The 24,290-nt window shown below is 64.2% G+C and carries 18 protein-coding genes and 1 pseudogene; 5 read left to right on the forward strand and 14 right to left on the reverse strand.

What is annotated here, in order from left to right; translation table 11 throughout:
- The first annotated feature begins 114 nt into the window (after positions 1 to 114).
- Positions 115 to 1,716: a phytoene desaturase family protein gene (locus ACSQ84_RS33695; protein ID WP_436216059.1), complete on the forward strand. Its 1,602-nt coding sequence runs from the start codon at positions 115 to 117 to the stop codon at positions 1,714 to 1,716.
- 41 nt (positions 1,717 to 1,757) lie between these two features.
- Here ACSQ84_RS33695 and ACSQ84_RS33700 read toward each other — a convergent pair whose 3' ends face one another.
- A complete protein-coding gene (locus ACSQ84_RS33700; protein WP_436216060.1) occupies positions 1,758 to 2,054 on the reverse strand; it encodes a hypothetical protein in 297 nt (98 codons plus the stop codon).
- Positions 2,055 to 2,447: 393 nt separating this feature from the next.
- On the opposite strand from ACSQ84_RS33700, the gene ACSQ84_RS33705 reads away from it, so the two are divergent.
- The gene (locus tag ACSQ84_RS33705) at positions 2,448 to 3,338 is read left to right on the forward strand and encodes a 50S ribosomal protein L11 methyltransferase (RefSeq protein ID WP_436216061.1); all 891 of its coding nucleotides are present in this window, start codon (positions 2,448 to 2,450) and stop codon (positions 3,336 to 3,338) included.
- A 4-nt stretch (positions 3,339 to 3,342) separates the two neighbouring features.
- On the opposite strand, the gene ACSQ84_RS33710 is transcribed toward ACSQ84_RS33705, so the two are convergent.
- On the reverse strand, positions 3,343 to 3,528 hold the full coding sequence (locus tag ACSQ84_RS33710) for a hypothetical protein (RefSeq protein WP_436216062.1): 186 nt from the start codon (positions 3,526 to 3,528) through the stop codon (positions 3,343 to 3,345).
- 182 nt (positions 3,529 to 3,710) lie between these two features.
- On the opposite strand from ACSQ84_RS33710, the gene ACSQ84_RS33715 reads away from it, so the two are divergent.
- Both ACSQ84_RS33715 and ACSQ84_RS33720 read left to right on the forward strand, forming a co-directional pair.
- Positions 3,711 to 5,546 carry an aminopeptidase P family protein gene (locus tag ACSQ84_RS33715; RefSeq protein WP_436216063.1) on the forward strand — a complete coding sequence of 612 codons (1,836 nt, stop codon included), beginning with the start codon at positions 3,711 to 3,713 and terminating at the stop codon, positions 5,544 to 5,546.
- A gap of 219 nt (positions 5,547 to 5,765) precedes the next feature.
- Positions 5,766 to 7,040: a multidrug effflux MFS transporter gene (locus ACSQ84_RS33720; protein ID WP_436216064.1), complete on the forward strand. Its 1,275-nt coding sequence runs from the start codon at positions 5,766 to 5,768 to the stop codon at positions 7,038 to 7,040.
- Between the two features lie 818 nt (positions 7,041 to 7,858).
- Here ACSQ84_RS33720 and ligA read toward each other — a convergent pair.
- On the reverse strand, positions 7,859 to 10,006 hold the full coding sequence (ligA, locus tag ACSQ84_RS33725) for an NAD-dependent DNA ligase LigA (RefSeq protein WP_436216065.1): 2,148 nt from the start codon (positions 10,004 to 10,006) through the stop codon (positions 7,859 to 7,861).
- 121 nt (positions 10,007 to 10,127) lie between these two features.
- Between ligA and ACSQ84_RS33730 the strand changes: the two genes are divergently transcribed.
- Complete coding sequence (locus tag ACSQ84_RS33730) at positions 10,128 to 10,415, forward strand: GIY-YIG nuclease family protein (RefSeq protein ID WP_436216066.1); 288 nt, start codon at positions 10,128 to 10,130, stop codon at positions 10,413 to 10,415.
- 90 nt (positions 10,416 to 10,505) lie between these two features.
- On the opposite strand, the gene recN is transcribed toward ACSQ84_RS33730, so the two are convergent.
- From recN to ACSQ84_RS33785, 11 genes and pseudogenes are all read right to left on the reverse strand, one after another.
- A complete protein-coding gene (gene recN / locus ACSQ84_RS33735; RefSeq protein ID WP_436216067.1) occupies positions 10,506 to 12,179 on the reverse strand; it encodes a DNA repair protein RecN in 1,674 nt (557 codons plus the stop codon).
- A 13-nt stretch (positions 12,180 to 12,192) separates the two neighbouring features.
- Positions 12,193 to 13,113 carry an outer membrane protein assembly factor BamD gene (locus ACSQ84_RS33740; RefSeq protein ID WP_436216068.1) on the reverse strand — a complete coding sequence of 307 codons (921 nt, stop codon included), beginning with the start codon at positions 13,111 to 13,113 and terminating at the stop codon, positions 12,193 to 12,195.
- A 392-nt stretch (positions 13,114 to 13,505) separates the two neighbouring features.
- Positions 13,506 to 14,459: a UDP-3-O-acyl-N-acetylglucosamine deacetylase gene (gene lpxC / locus ACSQ84_RS33745; protein WP_436216069.1), complete on the reverse strand. Its 954-nt coding sequence runs from the start codon at positions 14,457 to 14,459 to the stop codon at positions 13,506 to 13,508.
- 353 nt (positions 14,460 to 14,812) lie between these two features.
- Positions 14,813 to 16,627 carry a cell division protein FtsZ gene (gene ftsZ / locus ACSQ84_RS33750; protein ID WP_436216070.1) on the reverse strand — a complete coding sequence of 605 codons (1,815 nt, stop codon included), beginning with the start codon at positions 16,625 to 16,627 and terminating at the stop codon, positions 14,813 to 14,815.
- 114 nt (positions 16,628 to 16,741) lie between these two features.
- Positions 16,742 to 18,064 carry a cell division protein FtsA gene (ftsA, locus tag ACSQ84_RS33755; RefSeq protein WP_436216071.1) on the reverse strand — a complete coding sequence of 441 codons (1,323 nt, stop codon included), beginning with the start codon at positions 18,062 to 18,064 and terminating at the stop codon, positions 16,742 to 16,744.
- Positions 18,061 to 19,047 carry a cell division protein FtsQ/DivIB gene (locus ACSQ84_RS33760; protein WP_436216072.1) on the reverse strand — a complete coding sequence of 329 codons (987 nt, stop codon included), beginning with the start codon at positions 19,045 to 19,047 and terminating at the stop codon, positions 18,061 to 18,063. The genes ftsA and ACSQ84_RS33760 overlap by 4 nt, the downstream gene beginning before the upstream one ends.
- Positions 19,005 to 19,320, reverse strand: a pseudogene (locus tag ACSQ84_RS33765) (D-alanine--D-alanine ligase); the annotation flags it as partial. The gene ACSQ84_RS33760 and the pseudogene ACSQ84_RS33765, both read right to left, overlap by 43 nt.
- Positions 19,321 to 19,397: 77 nt before the next feature.
- A complete protein-coding gene (locus ACSQ84_RS33770; protein WP_436216073.1) occupies positions 19,398 to 20,390 on the reverse strand; it encodes a D-alanine--D-alanine ligase family protein in 993 nt (330 codons plus the stop codon).
- A gap of 138 nt (positions 20,391 to 20,528) precedes the next feature.
- Entirely contained in the window at positions 20,529 to 21,410 is an 882-nt protein-coding gene (gene murB / locus ACSQ84_RS33775; RefSeq protein WP_436216169.1) for a UDP-N-acetylmuramate dehydrogenase, read from the reverse strand.
- Between the two features lie 44 nt (positions 21,411 to 21,454).
- A complete protein-coding gene (gene murC, locus ACSQ84_RS33780) occupies positions 21,455 to 22,858 on the reverse strand; it encodes a UDP-N-acetylmuramate--L-alanine ligase (RefSeq protein ID WP_436216074.1) in 1,404 nt (467 codons plus the stop codon).
- A 200-nt stretch (positions 22,859 to 23,058) separates the two neighbouring features.
- Positions 23,059 to 24,234 carry an MFS transporter gene (locus ACSQ84_RS33785; protein WP_436216075.1) on the reverse strand — a complete coding sequence of 392 codons (1,176 nt, stop codon included), beginning with the start codon at positions 24,232 to 24,234 and terminating at the stop codon, positions 23,059 to 23,061.
- Between the last annotated feature and the right edge of the window lie 56 nt (positions 24,235 to 24,290).

Consider the following 24,290-nt stretch of genomic DNA (forward strand, 5'->3'; position numbering starts at 1 on the left):
AGACGTTTAATGGAGCATATGGCAACATGGCTAGCAAGGAATCGGAAAATGGTGGATTGACGGGAGCGCCGGGGCGGCGCAACGGCGGCTTAATCAAACTTTCTTGAAGCGGACATGAACGGAACAGACGTCGTCATCATCGGTGCGGGGCATAACGGCCTCACCTGCGCGGCCTATCTCGCGAAGGCCGGCCTGCGCGTGAAAGTAGTCGAGCGCCGCAAGGTGGTCGGCGGCGCCGCCGTGACCGAGGAATTCCATCCGGGGTTTCGCAATTCGGTGGCCGCTTACACCGTCAGTCTGCTCAACCCGCAGATCATCGCCGATTTGAAGCTGGCCGACCACGGCCTGCGCATCGTCGAACGCCGCGCGCAGAATTTCCTGCCGGCGCCCGACGGCAGCTATCTGCTCACCGGCGAAGGCCGCACGCGGGATTCGGTCGCCAAATTGAGCCCGCGCGACGCCGATCGCATCGATGCGTTCGCGCACGAACTCGAAGGCATCGCCGACGTGCTGCGGCAACTGGTGCTGCGCGCCCCGCCGAACATCGTCGAAGGCTTCAGCCTCGGCGCGATCCGCGAGACGTTCAATGCGTTCGGCACCGCCAGCATCCTGAAAAAATTGTCGCTCGAACAGCAGCGCAGCCTGCTCGACCTGTTCACGCGCTCGGCCGGCGAGATGCTGGACGAACGCTTCGAGAGCGATCTGGTGAAAGCGCTGTTCGGCTTCGACGCCATCGTCGGCAATTACGCCAGCCCCTATGCGGCCGGCTCCGCCTACGTGATGCTGCACCATGCGTTCGGCGAAGTGAACGGCAAGAAGGGCGTGTGGGGCCACGCCATCGGCGGCATGGGCGCGATCACCCAGGCGATGGCGCGCGCGGCGCGCGGCCATGGCGCCGGCATCGAACTGGAGGCTGGCGTGCGCGAGGTGATCGTCGAAGGCGGGCGCGCAGTGGGCGTCATCCTCGACAATGGCAAGACGGTGCGCGCGAAATACATCGTCTCCGGCGTAAATCCGAAGCTGCTGTACACGCGCCTCGTGCCGCCGGGCGCGCTGGCGCCGGAATTCCTCGATCGCATCAGCCACTGGCGCAACGGCTCCGGCACCTTCCGGATGAATGTGGCGCTGAGTGCCCTGCCCTCGTTCACGGCACTGCCCGGCGAAGGCGATCATCTGACGGCGGGAATCATCCTCGCGCCCGGTCTCGATTACATGGACCGCGCCTGGCAGGACGCCCGCGCGCGCGGCTGGAGCCGCGAGCCGGTGGTCGAATTGCTGATCCCCTCTACGCTCGACGATTCCCTTTGCCCGCCCGGCCAGCATGTCGCGAGCCTGTTCTGCCAGCACGTCGCGCCGCAGTTGCCGGACGGAAAATCCTGGGACGACCATCGCGAGGAAGTGGCCGATCTGATGATCGCGACGGTGGACAAATATGCGCCGGGCTTTGCGAAAAGCGTCGTCGGCCGGCAGGTGCTGTCGCCGCTCGATCTGGAGCGGCAGTTCGGGCTGCTCGGCGGCGACATCTTTCACGGCGCCCTGACGCTGAATCAGCTGTTCTCGGCGCGGCCGATGCTGGGCCATGCCGATTACCGCGGCCCGCTGAAGGGCCTCTACCATTGCGGCTCCGGTGCCCATCCCGGCGGCGGCGTCACCGGCGCCCCCGGCCACAACGCCGCAAAAGTGATCCTGGGCGATCACCGCGCACTGTTTGGTTGAGGGGCGCAACACCGTTGCCGGCGCCGCGCCCTGCTCAGTGGTCAAATAGCGTCGTAGGCTTCCGTCGGAAGCGCCCGCGCGGTCTGCATCATCGCCAGCGGCGAGATCGTCTCCATCGCGGACTGAGGGCGCTCCTCCGCCAACGGATAGCTGACGAACGCGCACAACGCACACATCACTGCAATAACTGCGGTAATTTTTGTCATTTCAATTTCCCCCTTGTTATATTTCTTAACGGCACCGATCCTGGCATGCGCCCATTTAACGCCCGGTTCCCGCATCCCCGGTTGCAGCTCCGATCTGGAAACGCTGTGAATCGCCCGTGAATTGGCTAACAAGCCTTGAAAATTCCGATTGCGTCACCGTGGCCAAGGTGTGGACAAACCCTTGGACGACCGGTGGAGAAGCCGGTGTATTCGCGGTGCAAACAGGTTGGGCTGCCTGTGGAAGCTGCCTGTATGTTCCGGTGCATGACGCTGTGGACAAGCCTTGCGTTTAGGGTCGATAAACTGTGCAAGTGCTGCCACACCGGAGCGGAAGTTTCGCCCAGGATGAATACATGCCGTGCTGACCGTGTCAGGCTTCATGGCGTTTCAAGCGTCGGTTTGCTACCCATGGAACCGAGGGCCCCCCGTTCAGTGGAGCTGCCGGTGAGGTTGTTCTAATCGCCTACGCGTAACTTTTCGCGATTTGCTCACGTTCGAGCTACCCACCTTATCCTTTGGTTCCCAATGACCTTCACCCCCTCTACGTACCGGGCCGGCTTCGCGATCGGCGACGAAACCGCCGCCAAGCGTGTTGTCGATATGCTTAACGAATTGTTCGTTGAGGACGAGGCAGCCATCGCCGCGTTTGAAAATCCGGGCGGCCGCTGGGACGTGATCATGCATTTTGCCGCCCCGCCGGATCAGGCCCGGATCCGCGACCTCGTGGCCACCGCCACCGGCGACAAGATCGCAGAAAATATCACTTTCGATACGGTCGAGGCCAAGGACTGGGTCAAGGCCACACTCGAAGATCTTGTCCCGGTCCCGGCCGGGCGCTTCGTCGTGCACGGCCAGCACGACCGCGCGCGGGTGCCGCCCAACAAGCTCGGCATCGAAATCGAAGCCGCGCTGGCGTTCGGCACCGGCCACCACGGCACCACGCGCGGCTGCCTGCTGCTGCTCGATCATGTCCTGAAGGCCTGGCGGCCGCAGCGCGTGCTCGATCTCGGCACCGGCACCGGCGTGCTGGCGATCGCCGCGGCCAAGGCGCTGCAGGAAAACGTGCTGGCCAGCGACATCGATCCGCTCTCGGTGCGGGTCGCGCAGGAAAATGCCCGGCTCAATGGTTCGGGGCATCTGGTGCAGGTGATCCCCGCCACCGGCTTTTCTGCGCCGCAGTTCGCGCAGGCCGGGCCGTTCGATCTGGTGCTGGCGAACATCCTCGCCAATCCGTTGCGGCAATTGGCAACGCCGATGGCGCGGCATCTGGCACCATCGGCGCTGGTCATTCTGTCGGGACTGCTGACGCCGCAGGCGGCTTCCGTCATATCCGCCTATCGTGCGCGGGGGCTGGTCCCGGTGCGTCATCTGCGTATCGCAGGCTGGAGCAGCCTGCTGCTGCGCAACGCGGGCTAGAATCTCATTCAGGAGGTTTGTAGCGGGCGATGACGCCCTTTTCCTCTTCCTGCTTGGTACGTTTGACGCGCGCCTCGGCGAAGCGGTCCAGCAACTGGACGATGACGCCACGTTGCTTCTTGTTGGCGACGGGCGAAACCGGGCCACGGCGCTCGGGCGGCGAGATCTTCTCAAACGTGAAAGCAGGCATGGTGAATCCCCTCTTCGTTGAGTTGAAACACTCCTGGAATTTCCCCTGGTGTCGTCACGTGAACGGCTTGCATGGCCAACCGTTCCGTCCGGTCTAACGCGGACATGGATATTCAAGCACAGATTATGCCAAAATATGGCTATGTTATGCGGACCGCACCCCAACCCTAAAGTGACGTGACGATGTTCGAAGCCCACTTCCAGACATTCGAAGAACCCGAGGGCGGCGTGGCGCTGACGGCCCGGCTGGCCGCCTTCCGCGAGGAACTGGCGCGGCGCAAGCTGACGGGTTTCGTGATTCCCCGCGCCGACCAGCAGCAAAATGAATATGTGCCGGCATCGGAAGAGCGGCTGGCCTGGCTCACCGGCTTCACCGGCTCGGCCGGCATGGCTGTTGTCCTGACCAAGGAGGCCGCGGTTTTCGTCGATGGCCGCTACACGCTGCAGGCCGCCAAGCAGGTCGACCGCAAGGCCTGGCATATCGAGCCGCTGGCCGATCCGCCGCCGGAGCACTGGCTGACCAAGCATCTTACCGCCGGCGACCGCCTCGGTTTTGACCCATGGCTGCACACTTCGGCGGCAGCCGAACGGCTGGTCGCCGCCTGCTCCAAGGCCGGCGCGGAGCTGGTCGCGGTGGACGGCAACCCGCTCGATTCGGTGTGGCACGAACGCCCCGCCCCGCCGCTCGGCCGGGTCGCCATTCACGGCACGCAATTTTCCGGCGAGATCGAGGCCGAGAAACTCAAGCGCATTCGGCTGGAGATCGCAAAACTCGGCGTCGAGGCGCTGGTGCTGTCGGATTCGCACGCGGTGGCCTGGACCTTCAACATCCGCGGCGCCGACGTCTCGCATACGCCGCTGCCCTTGTCCTACGCGCTGGTGCCGAAGGACGGCCGCCCCACCATCTTTATCGACCACCGCAAGCTCTCGAACCTGACGCGCGACCATCTCGAACGATCCGCAGACGTCCGCGAGTCCGACGCGTTGGCGCCGATGCTGACTGAACTGGCGCAGAAGGGCGCTGCCATCGCGCTCGACAGCGTCACCGCGGCCGATGCATTGAGCCGCCTGATCGCGGCCGCCGGCGGCAAGCCGGTGCGCGGCAGCGATCCGGTGGCGCTGCTCAAGGCGGTGAAGAACATCACCGAGATCGAAGGCGCCCGCACCGCGCATCAGCGTGACGCGGTGGCGCTGACGCGGTTTCTGGCCTGGATCGACCGCGAGGCCCCGTCGGGTTCGCTGACGGAGATCGACACCGTGGAGGCGCTGGAAACCTTTCGCCGCCAGACCTGCGCCCTGAAGGACGTGTCGTTTCCGACCATTGCCGGCACCGGGCCGAACGGCGCCATCGTGCACTACCGCGTCACCCGCAGGAGCAACCGGCGGATTGCGTCCGGCGATCTCCTGCTGATCGATTCCGGCGCGCAATATGAAGACGGCACCACCGACGTCACCCGCACCATCGCGATCGGCGAGCCGACGGCGGAGATGCGCGACCGCTTCACCCGCGTGCTGCGCGGCCATATCGCGATCGCGCGCGCGGTATTCCCCGACGGCACCACCGGCGCCCAGCTCGACAGCTTCGCGCGGCAATATCTTTGGGCTGCCGGCCTCGATTTCGAGCACGGCACCGGCCACGGCGTCGGCAGTTATTCCTCGGTGCACGAAGGCCCGGCACGGATTTCCAAGCTCGGCACCGCGCCGCTGAAGCGCGGCATGATCCTGTCCAACGAGCCCGGCTACTACAAGACCGACGCCTACGGCATCCGGATTGAAAATCTCGAACTGGTGGTCGGCGCTGACGTCGCCGGCGCCGAAAAGCCGATCAACGCGTTCGAGACGCTGACGCTGGCCCCGATCGACCGCCGCCTGATCGACGTGCACATGCTGAGCGCGACCGAACTGAAATGGCTGAACGACTACCACGAACGCGTCAACCGCTCGGTGCGCCCGCATCTCGATGACAACTCGACCAAGCTGTGGCTGGACGACGCCACGGCGGCGCTGCTGCCGCTTTAGGCGCCGACCATGGCCTGTCGTCCTCCGCGAAGGCGGGGGACCCAGTACGCCGCGGCCTCTCGATTTGAAACTCCCGCCTCTGGATTACTGGATCACCCGCCTTCGCGGGTGATGACAACAATGCGCCTCCCGATCCCGGCATAGCCGCATGCCGAAACGGCCGTATTCGCCCTGAGCCATCCCGCTACAGTCCGAATTCACAAAACGGATCGGACCTGAATGCATGGCGTGATGGGCAAGCCGCCCGGTGCTGCTGGTGACACCGGCGGCGTCGCGACGTCGAAGATAATGCTGCTGATGCTCGTCGCGATGACGGGCGTCGCGCCGATCTCGCTGTACATGCTGGTGCCGGCACTGCCCGTGCTGGCGACCACGTTCGGGCGCGATATTTCGATCGCGCAGATGACGGTGTCGCTGTTCATGGTCGGCATCGCCTGTTCGCAGATCATCATGGGGCCGCTGTCGGACCGTTTTGGGCGCCGCCCGGTGCTGCTGTGCGGGCTCGCCCTGATGGTCGCGGCGAGCGCAGGCTGCAGCTTCGCCGAAACCCTGCCGCAACTGATCGCCGCGCGCTTCCTGCAGGCGCTCGGCGGCGCCACCGGCATGGTGGTGAGCCGCGCCATCATCCGCGATCTCTACAGCCGCGAGCGCATCAGCTCGATGATCAGCCTCGTGGTCGCGGTGATGATGATCGCGCAGATGCTGAGCCCCTTGACCGGCGGCCTGCTGGAAATCGCGTTCGGCTGGCGCGCGATCTTCTATCTGATCACGGCGGCGGCGCTGACGATCACGGCGGTGATCGCGTGCATGCTGCCGGAAACCCGCCGTGAGCGCGCCGCCGGCAGCAGCTTTCGCCGCGACATCGGCGGCCTGATCACCTCGCGGGCGTTCATCGGCTATGCGCTGTGCCAGGTGCTGGCCTCGCAGATCATTTTCACCTTCGCCGGCGGCGGGCCTTATATCGTGGTCACGCAAATGGGCCGCAGCAGCGCCGAATATGGCGCATGGTTTGCGACCAGCGGCCTCGCCTTTCTGGTCGGCAACCTGTTCTGCGTCCGCTTTGCGCCGCGCTATCCGCTGGAGAAGCTGATCTGGTTCGGGCTGGCGCTGCAGCTCGGCGGCAGCCTGCTCAATCTGGTGTGGAGCCTTGCGGGGACCAACCAGGTGCCGTCGGTCCTGTTCGGCACCCAGATGATCGTGATGCTCGCCAACGCCTTCGTGATGTCGAACGCGGTCGCCGGCGCGATCAGCGTCCGCCCCGAAGCTGCCGGCACCGCCTCCGGCGCGATGGGATTTTTGCAGATGGGGCTCGGCTCGCTGGTGTCGCAGTTCGGCGCCTATCTCGGCGGCCATTCCACCACCACGCTGCCGCTGACATCAGCGGTCTTCACGATCTCGCTCGCCTGCGCCGCGACGATGATCTTCATCGTGCCGCGGCGGAAGATGGTTGTCAGCGAGGCGAAGGTGCAGAAGGAAGATCAGGGGAGGTTGTGAGGGAACGCAATGAATGCCGCCCCATCCGTCGTCCCTGCGAACGCAGGGACCCATAACCCCGGTCATCTGTTGTTGAAAAAAGCTATCGACCATCGTGCTCAATAATTTCCGCCGGGGCGTATGGGTCCCTGCGTTCGCAGGGATGACGTGAGGAGAATTGCTGCTTCATGTCTAGGAAGCCGTGGGGATGTGAGTTCGCCTTCTCGCGACGCGATGCGCCCGAGCTATGCTGGAAACTTCCCGCCCTCGAAAACAGAGGGCGCAGGGAAGACCGGGTGCGCGCTGCACCCGCGGTCCCGTGTGCGGTTGGTAGATAGAAAGCTGCACACGAGCATACAGGGCAGCGGTGAACACCCGGCCTTCCCTGCGCAATGGCTTTACGGCTTATAACGAGCTCTCCCCGGAGAACGGCTCTTTTGCCTCCGTTGCGCCCTGGAAGCTATTGCCTCCAGGTGCATTGACGCCAGCACCGCGACGTCGGGACCACTCGTCTTTGCCGTACGCTTCGGCGCCTTTGGTCAAGGGCACCGTCACGTCCACCGCAACCCCGTCCAACGTCCGTGACCACGGCCGACGCCCTTCTGACTAGGACGGGATGGCCAAACTATGCCCCTGAGTCGGCCTTCCGTAAAAGCGAAATATTTTTTATTTTGGGGCTTGACATTGGTTCTGAATAACAGAAGTGACTTGCCCGTCGGGTCGTTCCCTCCGTCATTCCGGGGCGTGCGAAGCACGAGCCCGGAATCCATCGAGCGACAGAGCTTGCGGCCTGATGGATTCCGGGTTCGCGCTATGCGCGCCCCGGAATGACACCAACCTCACTCCCCGATCAGCGTCAGCCACTCGTCTTCCGTCAGCACGGCCACGCCGTGTTTCTTGGCTTCCGCCAGTTTTGAACCCGCGCCGGGGCCTGCAACCACGTAATCGGTTTTCTTCGATACCGAGCCTGCGGCCTTGGCGCCAAGCCGCTCGGCCTTGGCCTTGGCTTCATCGCGCGTCATTTTCTCCAGCGAGCCGGTAAAGACGACGGTCTTGCCGGCCACGGCCGAATTGCTCTTGGGTTTTTCGGCATCGAGAATGGTAACTTCTTTGGTCAGCCGCTCGACGATCCCGCGGTTGTGGCTTTCGCCGAAATAGGCGGCGATGCTCTTGATCACGGTGTCGCCGATCTGGTCCAGCGCATCCATCTCGGCGATGGTCTCCTCGTCACCCTTGGCGACCTGCAGGCAGGCGTCGTGGAAGGCCTGCCAGGAACCATAGCCACGCGCCAGCGCCAGCGCCGTGGTCTCGCCGACATGGCGCATGCCGAGCGCGTAGATGAAGCGCTCCAGCGAAACCTTGCGCCGGCCCTCGATCGAAGCAAACAGGTTGCGCACCGACGTCGCGCCGTAGCCTTCGATCTCTTCCAGCTTCAGCTTGGCGTTGCGCTTGGGCAGCGTGAAGATATCGGCGGGCTCCTTCACCCATCCTTCGTCGAAGAAGAACTGGATTTGCTTTTCGCCGAGCCCTTCGATGTCGAAGGCGCGCCGCGAGACGAACAACCTCAAGTGCTCGATTTTCTGGTAGGGACAGGCGAACTCGCCACTGCACCGCGCGCGCGAGCCCTCCTCGCCGGCCGCCGTCTCCTCGCGCACCACGTCGGTATGGAGCGGACACGGGCATTTCTTCGGGAAGTGAAACTCCTTTGCGTCCTTTGGCCGCTTGTCGATGATGACATCGACCACTTGCGGGATCACGTCGCCGGCACGCTGGATGACGACGGTGTCGCCGATCCGAATGTCGCGACCTTCGCGCAATTGCTCACCGCCGCCGCCGATGCCCCTGATGTAGTCCTCATTGTGCAACGTGACGTTTTGCACAATGACACCGCCGACGCCGATCGGCTCCAGCTTGCCGACCGGCGTGAACGAGCCGGTACGGCCGACCTGGATTTCGATATCCCGGAGCACCGTCATCGCGCGCTCGGCCGGGAATTTGTGTGCGATCGCCCAGCGTGGCGTGCGCGACACGAAGCCGAGCCGCTGCTGCCAGTCCAGCCGGTCGATCTTGTAGACCACGCCGTCGATATCGTAGTCGAGTTTGCCGCGCTGCTCCTCGATCTTGCGATGGAACGCGATCAACTGATCGACCGAGTGACAGAGCTTGGTCAGCGGGTTGGTCTTGAAGCCGCAGCGCTCGAACCAGTGGATCATGCCGGTCTGGGTTGCTTCCGGCATCGCGCTCATTTCGCCCCATGCATAGGCGAAGAAGCCGAGTGGACGCGACGCGGTGATGGTCGGGTCCTTCTGCCGCAGAGAGCCCGCCGCCGAATTGCGCGGATTGGCAAAGATGGTGTCGCCCGCCGCCTTTTGCCGTTCATTCAGCGCAAGGAAGGCTTTTTTGGTCATGTAGACTTCGCCGCGCACCTCGCAGATGTCGGGCACATTACGGCCTTTGAGCTTCTGCGGCACGTCCTCGAGCGTGCGGATATTGGCGGTGACGTCCTCGCCCACCGCGCCGTCGCCGCGGGTCGCCGCGGTAACGAGTTCACCGCCCTCGTAGCGCAGCGACATCGAGAGCCCGTCGATCTTCGGCTCGGCGGAAAAATCGATCTTGTCGTCCTGCAGTTTGAGAAACCGCTCGATACGGCCAATGAAATCGAGCACATCCTGTTCGGCAAACGCGTTGTCGAGCGAGAGCATCGGCAGTGCGTGACGGACTTTCCTGAAACGTCCCGAGGGTGCCGCGCCGACCTTCTGCGACGGCGAATCCGGCGTGACGAATTCGGGAAAGCGCTTCTCGATGGCGTCGTAGCGCTGCCGCAGCGCGTCGTACTCGGCATCGCTGACGCTCGGCGCATCGTCCTGATAATAGCGCTGGTTGTGCGCCTCGATCTCCAGCGAAAGCCTGACGTGCTCGACCTTGGCCTGGGCCTTGGTAAGCTTGGCGATATCAACGAGGGTTTTGGGTTTTGATTTTGCTATCATGATAATGATTTAGCTCGTCATTCCGGGATGGTCCGGAGGACCAGACCCGGAATCTCGAGATTCCGGGTTCGTGCTACGCACGCCCCGGAATGACGGGCTCCTGAGGTTGTGAGCGACAATCATGAGTTACTACGTGTACATCCTCGCGAGCCGACGAGATGGAGCGATCTACGTTGGCGTGACCAACGACATCGTGCGTCGAGTCTACGAGCATAGGATAAAGGCCGTCCCGGGGTTCACTTCCAAATACAATATCACACAGCTAGTTTGGTTCGAAGCATACGATGACCCGACTTCCGCGATTTCCCGTGAGAAAGAACTCAAGAAGTGGAAGCGGCGTTGGAAGACTGAACTGATCGAAGCGCAAAATCCGCTTTGGAAAGATTTGTACGAATCGATCTGTAGTTAGGTTCGTCATTCCGGGGCGATGCGAGGCATCGAACCCGGAATCTCGAGATTCCGGGTTCGCCTGCGGCGCCCCGGAATGACGAAGAGAAAATTACGCTGTCGCCGCGCGAAGCAGCCGGTCGGCGGCGGCGCGGGCTTCGGCGGTGATCTCGGCGCCGGCCAGCATGCGGGCGATTTCCTCGCGGCGGTGGTCGGCGGCGAGCGCGTTGACGCGGGTGGCGACGCGCTTGCCCTTGTCCATCGCATCCTTGGAAATCAGGAGATGATGGCTGGCGCGGGCGGCGACCTGCGGCGCGTGCGTCACCGCCATCACCTGGACCTTTCCGGCAAGCCGCGCCAGCCGGGCGCCGATCGCGTCCGCCACCGCGCCGCCGACACCGGTATCGATTTCGTCGAACACCAGCGTGGGGGCCGAACCGCGATCCGACAGCACGACCTTGAGCGCCAGCAGAAAGCGTGACAGTTCGCCGCCGGAGGCGACCTTCATCATCGGGCCCGGTTTGGTGCCGGGATTGGTCTGGACCCAGAACTCGACGCGGTCGATGCCCTGCGGGCCCGGCGCGTTGGCGTCGGTCTCGACCTGCACCATGAATTTGGCACGTTCGAGTTTCAGCGGCGCCAGTTCGGCGTTGACCGCCTTGTTGAGTTTTTCGGCGGATTTGGTGCGGGCGGCCGAGAGCTTCGCCGCTGCCGCGCCAAAACGCTGGTCGGCCTCGGCGGCGGCGGCTTCCAGCTTCTTCAACTGGTCCGCGCCGGCATCGATCAGCGCCACGTCGGAGGCATATTTTGCGGCCAGCGCCGCCAGCCCCTCGACCGGCGTCGAGTATTTGCGCGAGGCGGCGCGCAGCGCGAACAGCCGTTCCTCGATCCGCTCCAGCTCGGCCGGATCGAAATCGGCGGCAATCAGCGCGGCGCTGAGATGCTGATCGGCTTCCTCCAGCGCGTTGATCGCGATATCGATCGCCTTCACCGCGGGCTCGACCAGCGCGGGCGAATTGGCGGCGCGGCGTTCCAGCCGCCGTACCGCGGCCGCCAGCGCCGGCACCGGCGAATGGTTGCCGCCGACCGCCTCCTGCGCCTCGCGCAGGTCGCTGGCGATCTTCTCGCCCTGCATCATCGTGGTGCGGCGTTCGGCCAGTTCGGTTTCCTCGCCTTCCCTGGGCCGCAGCGCTTTCAGTTCGTCGGAGGCATGGCGCAGATAGTCGGCTTCGCGGGCGGCGCGCTCCATGCTGGCGCGATGCACATCGAGCGCATTGTTGGCGGTGCGCCTGATATCCCACAGCGTTGCCAGCGCGGTAACTTCCTTTTCGAGGCCGGCAAAGGCGTCGAGCAGCTGCCGGTGCGTCGAGGCGTCGACCAGCGCGCGCTCGTCGTGCTGGCCGTGGATCTCGACCAGCGCAGCGCCCACCGCTTTCAGCGTCTGCACGCTGATCGACTGGTCATTGATGAAGGCGCGGGTGCGGCCGTCGGCGAGCTGCACGCGGCGCAGGATCATCTCACCGGTATCGTCGAGGCCGTTTTCGGAAAGGATTTCTGCGGCCGGATGGCCCTTGGGCACGTCGAAGGTGGCGGTGACCTGGCCCTGCTCCACGCCATGGCGGACCAGCCCGGCGTCGCCGCGGCCGCCGAGCGCCAGCGCGAAGGCATCGAGCAGGATGGATTTGCCCGCGCCGGTCTCGCCGGTCAGCACCGCGAGGCCACGGGAAAACTCGATATCGAGCCGTTCGATCAGGACGATGTCACGGATCGACAGACGCGCCAGCATGCGAGGTAAATTCCTAGCCGAGACCCATCTTCTTGAAGGCCCTGGAAATATAGGACCCCTGATTCTCGCTCGGCTCGAGACCGCCGGACTTTACAAGATTATAGGCGTCCTTGTACCAGCGGCTGTCAGGAAAATTGTGCCCAAGGACGGCGGCGGCGGTTTGCGCCTCGCCGGTGATGCCGATCGCGATATAGCCTTCGGTGAGCCGGAACAGCGCTTCTTCGACATGGCGGGTGGTCTGATAGCGGGTGACTACGGTCTTGAAGCGGTTGATCGCCGCGGTGTAGTCGCGCTTTTTCATGTAGTAGCGGCCGACATCCATTTCCTTGCCGGCGAGCTGGTCGCGCGCGCCCTCGAGCTTGGCCTTGGCGCTGGTGGCGTATTCCGAGGTCGGATATTTGCGAATCACCTCTTCCAGCGCGGCGATTGCCTTCTCGGTGCGGCCCTGATCGCGCGAAATATCCGGGATCTGGTCGTAGTGGGAGGCCGCGATCAGATATTGCGCGTAGGAGGCGTCGGGGCTGCCCGGATGCAGGGTGACGTAACGGGTCGCCGCGCCAATGCAGCCGTCATAATCGCCGGCGGTGTAGAACGAGTACGCCGACATCAGCAGCGATTTGCGCGCATAGTCGGAATAAGGATGCTGGCGGTCGACTTCCTCGAATTTCTTCGAGGCCGCCTTCGAATCCTTGCGCTGGTTCATCAGGTACAAGCCCTCGTTGTAGAGCTTGTCCGCGGGTTCCTCGACGAAGGTGTCGTCCTTGGCGGTGAACTTGTCCCACAGCGAACCGGTGCCGCATCCGCTCAAGGGGACAGTCAGCGCGATCAGTCCCGCCGCCAGCCGAAGCGAGCGGCCCGCCCGATGAAGGCAGAAAATACCGGATGAGAGGCCGGATGATTTGCGGGGTTCGAGCGTCATACGCTGTGCCGACATGAAATGTGAGACCTGACGCCTGTTACGCAGTTGGTAGCCACGCCGTTGGTGGCGATGCGGTCGGTGGTTGAGCGCGTCGCTCCATGAACCGCGGTCATGAACGCAATAATCCCCGTGCCCCAAGGTCGCCGGCGAGATTGCCGTGCCCGAGCGCCAACATTGGTAGCGCCCTGCCTTGCAACCGCGGGCCTATCTAGCCGAAAAATGGTCGCTAACCAACCGAATACGCAGGCATTTCGCCCGGATTAAGGCGGCAGGGCAGCATCGTTACCAATTGTGGTTACTACGGAAATCGGGATGGGCGACCGGCCAGCCAAGCTCCAGGACAAGCCGGGTTCAAGACAAGGCGCCTTCAGAAGTGGCCCAGCTTCAGGACATTTCGAAGTCGAAAGTCAGGAAACGTCCGGACCATAGGCCGGAGCGACCATGCCGCCGACCATTCCGGCGCCGGCTTCGACGCGGGGGCGGCGTGCCGGTTCGGCTTCGACCACCCGCCAGGCGCTGCGATCGGCCATCAGGGCCGTCAGCACCGCGTGGTTGAGCTTGTGGCCGCCACGCGAGGACCGGTAAGCGCCGAGCAGCGGCAGGCCGGCCAGCGCGAGATCGCCGATCACGTCCAGCACCTTGTGACGGGCGCATTCGTCGCTGTAGCGCAGGCCTTCGGTGTTGAGCAGACGGGTCTCGTCGAACACCACCGAATTCTCAAAGGACGCGCCGAGCGCGAAACCGGCGCTCCAGAGCCGCGCCACGTCATTCATGCAGCCGAAGGTCCGGGCGCGGGAAATCTCGCGGCGGAAGCTTTCGGGGTTCAGATCGAGCGAATAGTTCTGGCGGCCGATCACCGGATTGGCGAAGTCGATTTCGACCTCGGCCCGGAAACCGTTGGCATAGGGGCGCAGCTCGCCGAACGAATCGCCAAGCGCGACCTGCACCGGCTTCAATACCTGGATGAAACGGCGGGTGGCGGATTGGGTGACGATGCCGGCCTGATCGATGGCGGCGACGAAGGCGGCCGCGCTGCCGTCCATGATCGGAACTTCCGGGCCGTCGACTTCGATGGTGGCGTTATCGACGCCCATGCCCCGCAGCGCAGCAAGCACATGCTCGGCGGTGGAGACGAGCGGGCCCTGGCGGTCGCCGAGAACGGTCGCAAAGTCAGTGGCGATGACGGATTCCGCGATGGCCGGAACTTCGCGGTCGCAGTCATCGAGGCCGGTGCGGACAAAAATAAAACCCGCGTCGACAGGCGCAGGCCCAATCGTCAGATTAACCGATAAACCGGAATGAACGCCGACACCCGTCACGGTGGCAAGCGACCGAAGCGTCGTTTGACGGCTGAATTTCATTCGATAATCGCCCACTACCGACTTATACCTTCAGACAGAAACGGTCCTTGTTCGCGCCGAATCTGCTTCCGGTATCCCCAAGTCACGGCAAACCATAGTCACTGCCCCAAAGCGCGCCAACTCACGCTTTTTTACCGATTGTTACCCTATCTCTGCCGCATTCACGCCAAGGGTTAACCAAACTCCAGCGTGGTTTGAGCTGGTTCCGGTCGCGGCATCAGAACACGGAACAGGTAATTAATCATTTAAAATCAGTTGCTTGCTGAGTGAACGACCACGGTGCGCAATGCACAAGAAAAAGGCCCCGGCTGATACCGCCGGGGCCTTTCGGGTTGCCTGAATTGTAACAAAACTCAGTTGGACTGCCGCCGGAGGAAGGCCGGGATATCAAGATGGTCGTCGCCCTGTGGCGCGGCGGCAACAGGTGCGGGGCGGCCATGGGCATCCAGACCCTGCGGCGCCGGACGCCGAGCATACTCCGATACCGGCTCGTTCCCCATCTGCTGAGCCACGGAACGTTGCGGCTTGCGCTCGGGGAGCGGCGGCAGCGGTGCCATCGCCGGACCGGAGGCGCGGGCCGAGATCGGCGGCTCTGACTCTTCGTCGCGGCGGCCGAGGCCGACATTGGCGAGGCGCTGCAGCAGCGACAGCCGGGTCTTCTGCGGTTGATCTTCCTCCGTCTCGCCGCGGGCCTGCCGGATCTCGGCCTGGGCCGGCATCGGAAGGTCCTCGAACTTCGGCATCCGCGGGCTGCGGGTCGGCGGCCGTTCCGCCGCCTGCGGGATGAAGGTCTCCGGCGGCGCAATCAGCTCTTCGAGCTCGGCGCGGACCTGCTCCTTGTGATCCGGGAACAGCGTGGGCTTCTGCGCGATCGGGCGAACCGTGACGTCGCCATAGGAGCCGGACTGCAACGGCCCTTGAGCCTGCGGGGCCTGGGCCTGCGGCACTTCCGGAGCGACGGCGGCGGCAATGGCGGCGAGCGCGGCACGCTCGTGATTGCTGGGCGCGCGCTGCTGCGGGGCGGCGGCAGCCGGGGCTGCCGGTGCGGCCTGCGCCGGCGCGTCGGGCTTCTGGGCGCGCTCGGCGATCCGCTGGTTGTCAGCGCGCAGCCGCGCGGTGAGGTCGGCCAGACGGCTGTCCGGCGTCGGAGCCGCCGCGTTGGTCGCAGCCGCAGGGGGCGCCGCCGAGTTGCGCGCGATCAGCGCCTGTTCGATGCCGGTGGCAACGACGGAGACGCGGATGATGCCGTCCAGCGTTTCGTCGAAGGTCGCGCCGACGATGATGTTGGCATCCTGGTCGACTTCCTCGCGGATGCGGGTGGCGGCTTCATCGACTTCGAACAACGTCAGGTCCTTGCCGCCGGTGATCGAGATCAACAGGCCGCGTGCACCCTTCATCGAGCTATCGTCGATCAGCGGGTTGGCGATCGCAGCTTCGGCCGCGGTCAGCGCGCGCTTCTCGCCGGTGGCTTCGCCGGTGCCCATCATCGCCTTGCCCATTTCACGCATCACAGCGCGGACGTCGGCGAAGTCGAGGTTGATGAGGCCTTCCTTGACCATCAGGTCGGTGATGCAGGCGACGCCCGAATAGAGCACCTGGTCGGCCATCGCGAAGGCGTCGGCGAAGGTGGTCTTTTCGTTGGCGACCCGGAACAGATTCTGGTTCGGGATGATCAGCAGCGTGTCGACCACCTTGTGCAGTTCGGCGATGCCGGACTCGGCGGTGCGCATGCGGCGCTGGCCTTCGAAGTGGAACGGCTTCGTCACCACGCCGACGGTGAGGATACCCATATCGCGCGCGGTCTTGGCGATGACGGGGGCTGCACCGGTGCCGGTGCCGCCGCCCATGCCGGCGGTGACGAACACCATGTTGGCGCCGGTGAGGTGGTCGCGAAGCTCGTCGATGACCTCCTGGGCCGCGGCCGCCCCGACATCGGGCTGCGATCCGGCACCCAAGCCCAGGGTTACCTGGGTGCCCATCTGCACGATGCGCTGGGCCTTGGACATGCTCAGCGCCTGCGCGTCAGTATTGGCGACGACGAAATCGACGCCCTGCAGCCCGGCAGTGATCATGTTGTTGACGGCATTGCCGCCTGCTCCACCGACGCCGAAGACGGTAATCCGCGGTTTCAGTTCGCTGATGTCAGGGGGTGTCAGATTGAGTGCCATGGTTGCCTCTCGATTATTACGCGCGCGTTGGTTCGCCCCGGCCGGCGGCCGCGGGAGTGGGTGCAGAAGTTGGTGCAGGAGTTCTTGAATGTCGTTTGGTATGAAAACCGGTCATTAGAAGCCCTCTCGAAGCCATCGTCCGACCCTTCCGAAATAGCCGTCAGTCCCCGTCCTGAGCTGCCGCGTATGCCGCGGTTCGACATGTTCAAGGTGTGCGTATTGCGGATAGACCAAGAGGCCCGCAGGCACCGCGAACGAGGCGCTCTTGGCTTCGTTGGGCAGCCGGCCGAAGCCGAGCGGGCGGCCGATCCGCACCGGCCGGTTGAGAATGCGGGTGGCGAGCTCGACGGTGCCGGTGAGTTGGGACGCGCCGCCGCTCAGGACAACCCGCGCCCGCGGCTCTGCCGCAAACGGGGAATCCGCGAGCCGGTCCCGGACCATTTCAAAGATCTCCTCGGCGCGATGCCGGATGATGTTCGCGATCGTGGCGCGCGAGACGATCTGCGGCGCATCGCGTTCGTCATCGCCTGCAGTTGGTACCGACATCAGCTCGCGTGCGTCCGACCCGCCGGTCAGCACGGTGCCGTATAAGGTCTTGATTCGCTCGGCATCCGCAATGCACGCGCCGACGCCGCGTGCAAGATCCATCGTCATGTGCTGCCCGCCGACGGCAAACCCTGAAGCGTGCACAAAGCGTCCGGCCGAATAGGTCGCGATCGTGGTCGATCCGGCGCCCATCTCGACCACGGCGGCGCCCAAATCCGCCTCGTCGTCGGTCAGGACCGAAAGGCCCGCCACATAAGGGCTTGCCGCCATGGCTTCGACGTTGAGATGGCAGCGCTCGACCACCAGCATCAGATTCTTGGCGACCGTCGCATCCGCCGTCACGACGTTCATGTCGACGCCGAACTGCCGCGCCACCATGCCGCGGGGGTCGCGGATGCCCTTGACGCCATCCAGCGTGTAGCCGACCGGCAGCGCGTGCAGCACGGTGCGGCCTTCGCCGGTGGCGTGGCGCATGCCGGTGGACGTCACGCGGGTGACATCGTCAGAGGTGACCGAGCCGCCGCGAATGTCGGCCGCGGCTTCGACCAATTGACCCTGCAGCCGGCCGCCGGAAACCGACAGCAGGACGGATTCGACGCGGACTTTTGCCATGCGTTCGGCCAGCGCCACCGCCTGGCGCACCGCCTGTTCGCATTCGGCAAGATCGACCACCGCACCGGCCTTGACGCCGCGCGACTGGATCTGGCTGTAGCCGATCAGTTCGACGGCGTGGCTGCGGCCGCGCAGCGCGTCGTTCGGCGGCGACGGCCGCAGCCGCGCGATCATGCAGGCGATCTTGCTGGTGCCGATGTCGAGCGACGCCACCAGCGCGGTGCGCTTCTGCGCCATCGGCCGCGTCTTCGGGGTCTGGTTGCGATCGAGACCGGTCATGCGTCACCGGCCTTCTTCTTGGTCTTCTTGTCCTTGAACAGTTCGTCGCGGGCTTTCGCCGCGTCTTCGGACTGCAGCACCGTCAGGCGGTCCGGTAGGCGCATGTCGACCACGACGATGTCGCGCGAGAACAACCGGTCCTCCTTGTCGAGCTTGCTCAACAGCGCCAGCGCATTGCCGACGTCGTGCTCCGGCAGGCGGATATCGAGGCCGTCCTTGAGACGCAGGTTCCAGCGCCGTTCGCCGACATAGATCGCCGCCTTGGTCACGCCGCGGACCTGCGGATAGCGATCCAGCAGCGCCAGGAAGTCCCGCGCCTTGTCGGCGGCGCCCTTGCCCACCACCAGCGGCAGCGAAATGAAGCGCCGCGACATATAGGCTTCGAGCACCGCGCCATCCTCGGCGATGACGGAAAGCCGGCCGTCCTGCTGCCACAGCGCGAACGCCTTGCGCTCGACGATGTCGATCTGCAGCCGGCCGGGATAAAGTTTCAGGATCGTGGCGTCCGCTATCCAGGGATTGGTCTTGAGCTTGTCGCGCACGGTGGCGGCATCGAGGAACAACAGCGAGGAGCGGCCGTTGACGCCGCCGATCGCGAGCACTTCATCCTGGCTCAGCTGCTTGCGGCCGTTGATGGCCACTTCGGTGATGCGAAAGCCGGCCGAATTCGCCAGCGCATTGCGGGCATCGCTGAGCGCACCGACCAGTTCGTCGAGATGGCCGCCCTTGATGATACCGAGCGAGGTGCTGCCGAGCAGCATTAACACCGTGAGCACGACGCCGAGACGGTTCGGAAGGTAACGTTCGAGCCAGAGAATCAGACGATTCGGCGGTTCGCGGTCGATCACCCGCCTCGCGGGGACGCGGGCGCGAAGGCCCAGCCGCTCGCGCAGCAGCACGACCGCTCCGATGGCGGCGGCTTTCAGGTCAGCTTGGGGCCTCAGCGATCGCAGCGATCGGGCGAGGCGTCCTGCACCATCCATTGCACGAGCTCGTCAAAAAGTTGTTCCCGCAAAAGGACTTGCGGGCTCTGACGCACGTGATGTCTCGGTGATGCCGGGCTGGGTTAAGACCTCGGTTGTGAGGAGGCCATTGTTCCCTCGATGCGGTCGTCGAAGCGGAAATCCGCAACAGCTTACGCCCCGGCAGCCAAGCGCCACATGCGCCGCCAGCGTTAACCTTCGGACTTCCTGGTAAACAAAGGGTAAATTCGGCCGGTCATGGGCGCGTTTTGAGCAGCCTAATGAGTAGTTTGCCGGGCATTGGTTAGGATTTTAGTAATATTTCATCCGGGCCGGGCCGGTTCCCTCGCCCGGCACGTTAATCGGGCGAATCAGCCCCGCGGATGAAGACGCTTCTCAGCCAGCGCAATCTGGTCGCGCAGGAAATCCGCGAACTCGATGCCCTCCGCCTTCAGCGCCTTCGGGTACAGCGAGGCCGCGGTCAAGCCCGGCAGGGTATTGGTCTCGAGATAGACCAGCCCCTTGGCCGAGACGATGAAATCGCTCCGGGAATAGCCGCTGCACGACAACGCCCGGTGGGCCCGGTGCGCCTGGTCCATCAGACCAGCGGTAATCTCGGGCGAAAAACGGCCCGGGCAGATCTCCTGGGTCGATTTGAGCAGATATTTTGCCGTGTAGTCGAACGCGCCCTCGCCCGGGATGATTTCGACCGGCGGCAGCGCCATGATGGTGCCGTCGGAGCGCTCCAGCACGCCACACGTGGCTTCGACGCCGGAAACGAACGGCTCGATCAGATATTCCTCTGATTTGGCGGCGTTGCGGACGGCCACGAGGTCCTGCCTGGCGTTGACGAAGATCAGGCCGTAGCTCGATCCGTCCCGCGCCGGCTTCGCAATCAGCTTGCCGTATTCGGCAAACGCGGCATCGATATCGTCGAGCGCGATGCCATCCGGCGCCGTCACGCCCGCAATTGCCGCAAAGCGCTTGGCCGCGGTCTTGTCGAAGGCAAGGTTTGAGGACGCCGAGCCAGACCCGGTGAAGGGAATGCCGCGCAGCTCGCACATCGCCTGCAGTTCACCATTCTCTGCCCGGCCCCCATGCAGGCCGAGCACCAGCACGCGATCTTCGGCTTTTGCTTTATCGAGCGCCGCTTCCAGCCCGATGCCGCGATTGCCGGGATCGAATTCATCCTCGAACGGCCGCTGGTGATTGAGCAGGGCTTCCGACTTCACCTCGTGCACGGTGTCGGCGACGTCCCAGAACCAGAGATCGGCCTCCGGCAGAGCCCGATGCAGCGCCTGCGCGCTCGCCACCGAGACCAGCCGCTCCTTGTTGGTGCCGCCGAAGAGAATGGTAATCCGCATCAGCCCTGCCCTTTCGTCATTCCGGGATGGTCCGAAGGACCAGACCTCAGGTGCGCAATTGCGCACCGGGGAATCTCGAGATTCTCCGATGTGCAATAGCACATCGTAGTTCTCGCTTCGCGCGCCCCGGAATGACAATTAGATCGGAATCCCGATCCGCTTGATTTCCCAGTGTAACTCGATTCCGGAGTTTTCCTTAACCCGCGCCCGCACGGTTTCGCCCAGCGTTTCAATATCATGCCCGGTCGCGTTGCCGGTGTTGATCAGGAAGTTGCAGTGCATTTCCGACACCTGCGCGCCGCCGACGCGCAAGCCGCGGCAGCCGGCGGCATCGACCAGCTTCCAGGCACTGTTGCCGGGCGGGTTCTTGAAGGTCGAGCCCCCGGTTTTTTCGCGGATCGGCTGCGCGGTCTCGCGGTGCGTCTGCACTTCCTCCATCCGCGCCCGAATGATTTCCGGCGCGGCAATGGCGCCGCGAAAACGCGCCGAGGTGAAAATGATCTGGGGGTCGACGCCGCTGTTGCGATAGACAAACTTCATGTCGGCATTGCCAAAGACGTGTCTGGTGCCGTCGCGCCCGATCCCGGTGGCCTCAATCAGGACGTCCTTGGTCTCGCTGCCGTTGGCGCCGGCATTCATGCGCAGCGCGCCGCCGATCGTGCCGGGAATGCCGAAGAAGAACTCCATGCCGCCGATATTGGCCGATGCCGCGGTTTCCGCCACCCGCTTGTCGAGCGCCGCGGTGCCGGCGCTGACGACGTCGCCCGCGGCGCGGATGTCGCCGAACGCGCGCGGCGACAACCGGATCACGATTCCAGGAATGCCGCCATCGCGCACAATGAGGTTGGAGCCGACGCCGACGACATAGACCGGCAATTCGGTCGGCAGGTTTCTCAGGAAGTAAGCCAGATCGTTTTCATCCGACGGGGTGAACAGCACCTGCGCCGGACCGCCGACACGAAACCAGGTCAGCTCCGCCAGCGACTGGTTCGCCAGCAACCGCCCGCGCAGTTGCGGCATTGCGGATTTCAGGTCGGGGGTGATGTCGGGAAACGCTGCCACGTCTAGCCCAGCGCCTTCAATTCGCCGGGCAGCGCGTAGGCCCATTGCGTGATGTTGCCGGCGCCGAGGCAGACGACGTAGTCGCCATTATCGGCGATGCCGCTGATCACCCTGGCGAGTTCGGACGAATTTTGCAGCGCAATGACTTCGCGATGGCCGTGGGCGCGCAGGCCGAGCACGAAATGATCGCGGTCAATGCCCTCGATCGGCGCCTCGCCGGCTGGATAGACCTCGGCGACGACGACGGCGTCGGCATCGTTGAAGCAGGTGCAGAATTCCTCGAACAGCGATTGCAGGCGGGTGAAGCGATGCGGCTGCACCACGGCGACGATCCTGCCGCTGGTGGATTCCCGCGCCGCCTTCAGCACCGCCGCGATCTCGACCGGGTGATGGCCGTAATCGTCGATGATGGTGACGCCGTTCCATTCGCCGGTCCTGGTGAAGCGCCGCTTCACGCCGCCAAAACCCGCCATCGCCTTGCGGATCACCTCGTCGGCAATGCCGAGTTCATGCGCCACCGCGATCGCCGCCGTCGCGTTCGATGCGTTGTGGCGTCCCGGCATCGGCAGCATGATGTCGGATATTTCGTGCGTGGCGTCGGTCTTGCGGTTGCGGAACACGACCTTGAATTTCGAGCCGCCGCCCGTCGGCGCAAGGTCGACCAGCCGCACATCGGCTTGCGGGTTCTCGCCATAGGTGATGATGCGGCGGTCCTCGATCTTGCCGACGAGGGTCTGCACGACGGGATGATCGGTGCACATCACGGCAAAGCCGTAGAACGGCACGTTCTCGATGAAATTGCGGAACGCATCCTGGATTGCCTCGAACGTCTTGAAGTGATCGAGATGTTCGGGATCGATGTTGGTGACGATCACGACATCGGACGGCAGCTTCAGGAATGTGCCGTCGCTCTCGTCGGCTTCCACCACCATCCAGTCGCCGGCACCCAAACGTGCATTGGAGCCATAGGCGTTGATGATGCCGCCGTTGATCACGGTGGGATCGAGATCGCCGGCGTCGAGCAGCGTTGCCACCATCGTCGTTGTCGTGGTCTTGCCATGGGTGCCCGCGATGGCGACGCAGCTTTTCAGCCGCATCAATTCGGCGAGCATTTCGGCGCGGCGCACCACGGGAATGCGCTGGGCGCGGGCCGCCATCAATTCGGGATTGTCGCGCTTGATCGCGGTCGAGACCACCACCACGTCGGCGCCGTCGACATTCTCCGCCTTGTGGCCGACCGAAACCGTGATGCCCTTGTCGCGCAGCCGCGTGACGTTGCCGCCCTCGGAGGCGTCCGAGCCCTGCACGGTATAGCCGAGATTGCACAGAACTTCGGCGATGCCGCTCATGCCGATGCCGCCGATCCCGACGAAGTGAATGGGTCCGATCTCACGCGGCAGTCTCATGGTTCAATCCTTGGGCGTCCTCGCCCGCCAACGGGTCGGCTGAAGGGCCGCCCGATGACAGGCGCCAGCAGGCGATCCAGTATTCCGCGCGGCCGTTAAGTCAAATCAGCCGCGCGACGTACTGGATGCCCCGCTTTCGAAGGCGCTGACAAGGCCAAAAATGGGCTTGCGATCTGCTAAATTCCCACAACGCAGCGCGATTATTCCGCGGCCACCACCGTCAGCCGGCGCCTCCGGTCGCCATGGATCGCGAGGGCGGCGACGCCGGCCGCGGCGAACGGAACCAGCGCCGCAACCCAGGGAACCGCGCCGAGCCCCGGCCCGTGGTCGATCACGACCCCGCCAAGCCAGGCGCCGATGGCGTTACCGAGGTTAAAGGCGGCGATGTTGAAACTGGAAGCGAGGCTTTGGCCGGCGCCGTCAGCCTTTTCCAGCACCCACATCTGCAACGGCGGCACGGTTGCGAACGCGGCTGCACCGAGCAACGCCACAAACATGACGACGGCGATCTGGTTGTGCGCAGCGAAAGTCATCAGCAACAGCACCGCTGCCAGCGTCAAGATACTGCCAAGCAGCGCGGGGATCAGCCATCGATCCGCCAACCGTCCGCCCAGAAGGTTACCCACCAGCAAACCGCCGCCAAAGACGAGCAGGATCGGCGATACCGCTGATTCAGAAAAGCCGGAAATGCGGATCAGGATCGGCGCGATGTAGGTGAACACCGCGAAGACACCAACCCAACCCAGCACCGTCGTCAGCAATCCCATCAACACCTGCGGTCGGGCCAGCACCGCAAGGTCATTGCGAAGGTTCGAGGCCGCGGGCGCCGCTTTGTCCTTCGGAACGAAAAACGCGATGATGACAAGCGCCATCAGCCCAACCAGCGTTACCGCAGAGAATGCCGATCGCCAGCCATAAGCCTGTCCAAGCCAGGTGCCGAAAGGCACGCCAAGAATATTGGCAACCGTCAGGCCAGTGAACATAATGGCGATGGCGGAAGCTTTCTTGTTGGGCGCAACAAGGGTCGTGGCCACCACCGAACCGACACCGAAGAACGTGCCGTGGGCAAAGGCGGTGAGCACGCGCGCCGCCATCAGGCTCCAATAGTCCGGCGCCAGCGCACACGCCGCGTTGCCAAGGGTGAAAACCGCCATCAGCACCAGCAGCACGGTTTTGCGCGGCCATTTTCCGGTGGCGATGGTCATGATGGGCGCACCGACGACGACGCCGAGTGCATAGCCCGAGATCAGCAGGCCGGCGGCGGAGATCGAAACGCCGAAATCGGTCCCGACCTCGATCAGCAATCCCATGATCACGAATTCAGTGACGCCAATTCCGAAGGCGCCGGCGGTTAGTGCGTAGAGTGCGAGCGGCATAGAGGATTCCCCAGTGGATTGCCCGGCACTGCGCCGGGCCCCACCAAGGTGGACGC

It is taken from the genome of Bradyrhizobium sp. LjRoot220, assembly GCF_964252915.1.
GTDB lineage: Bacteria > Pseudomonadota > Alphaproteobacteria > Rhizobiales > Xanthobacteraceae > Bradyrhizobium.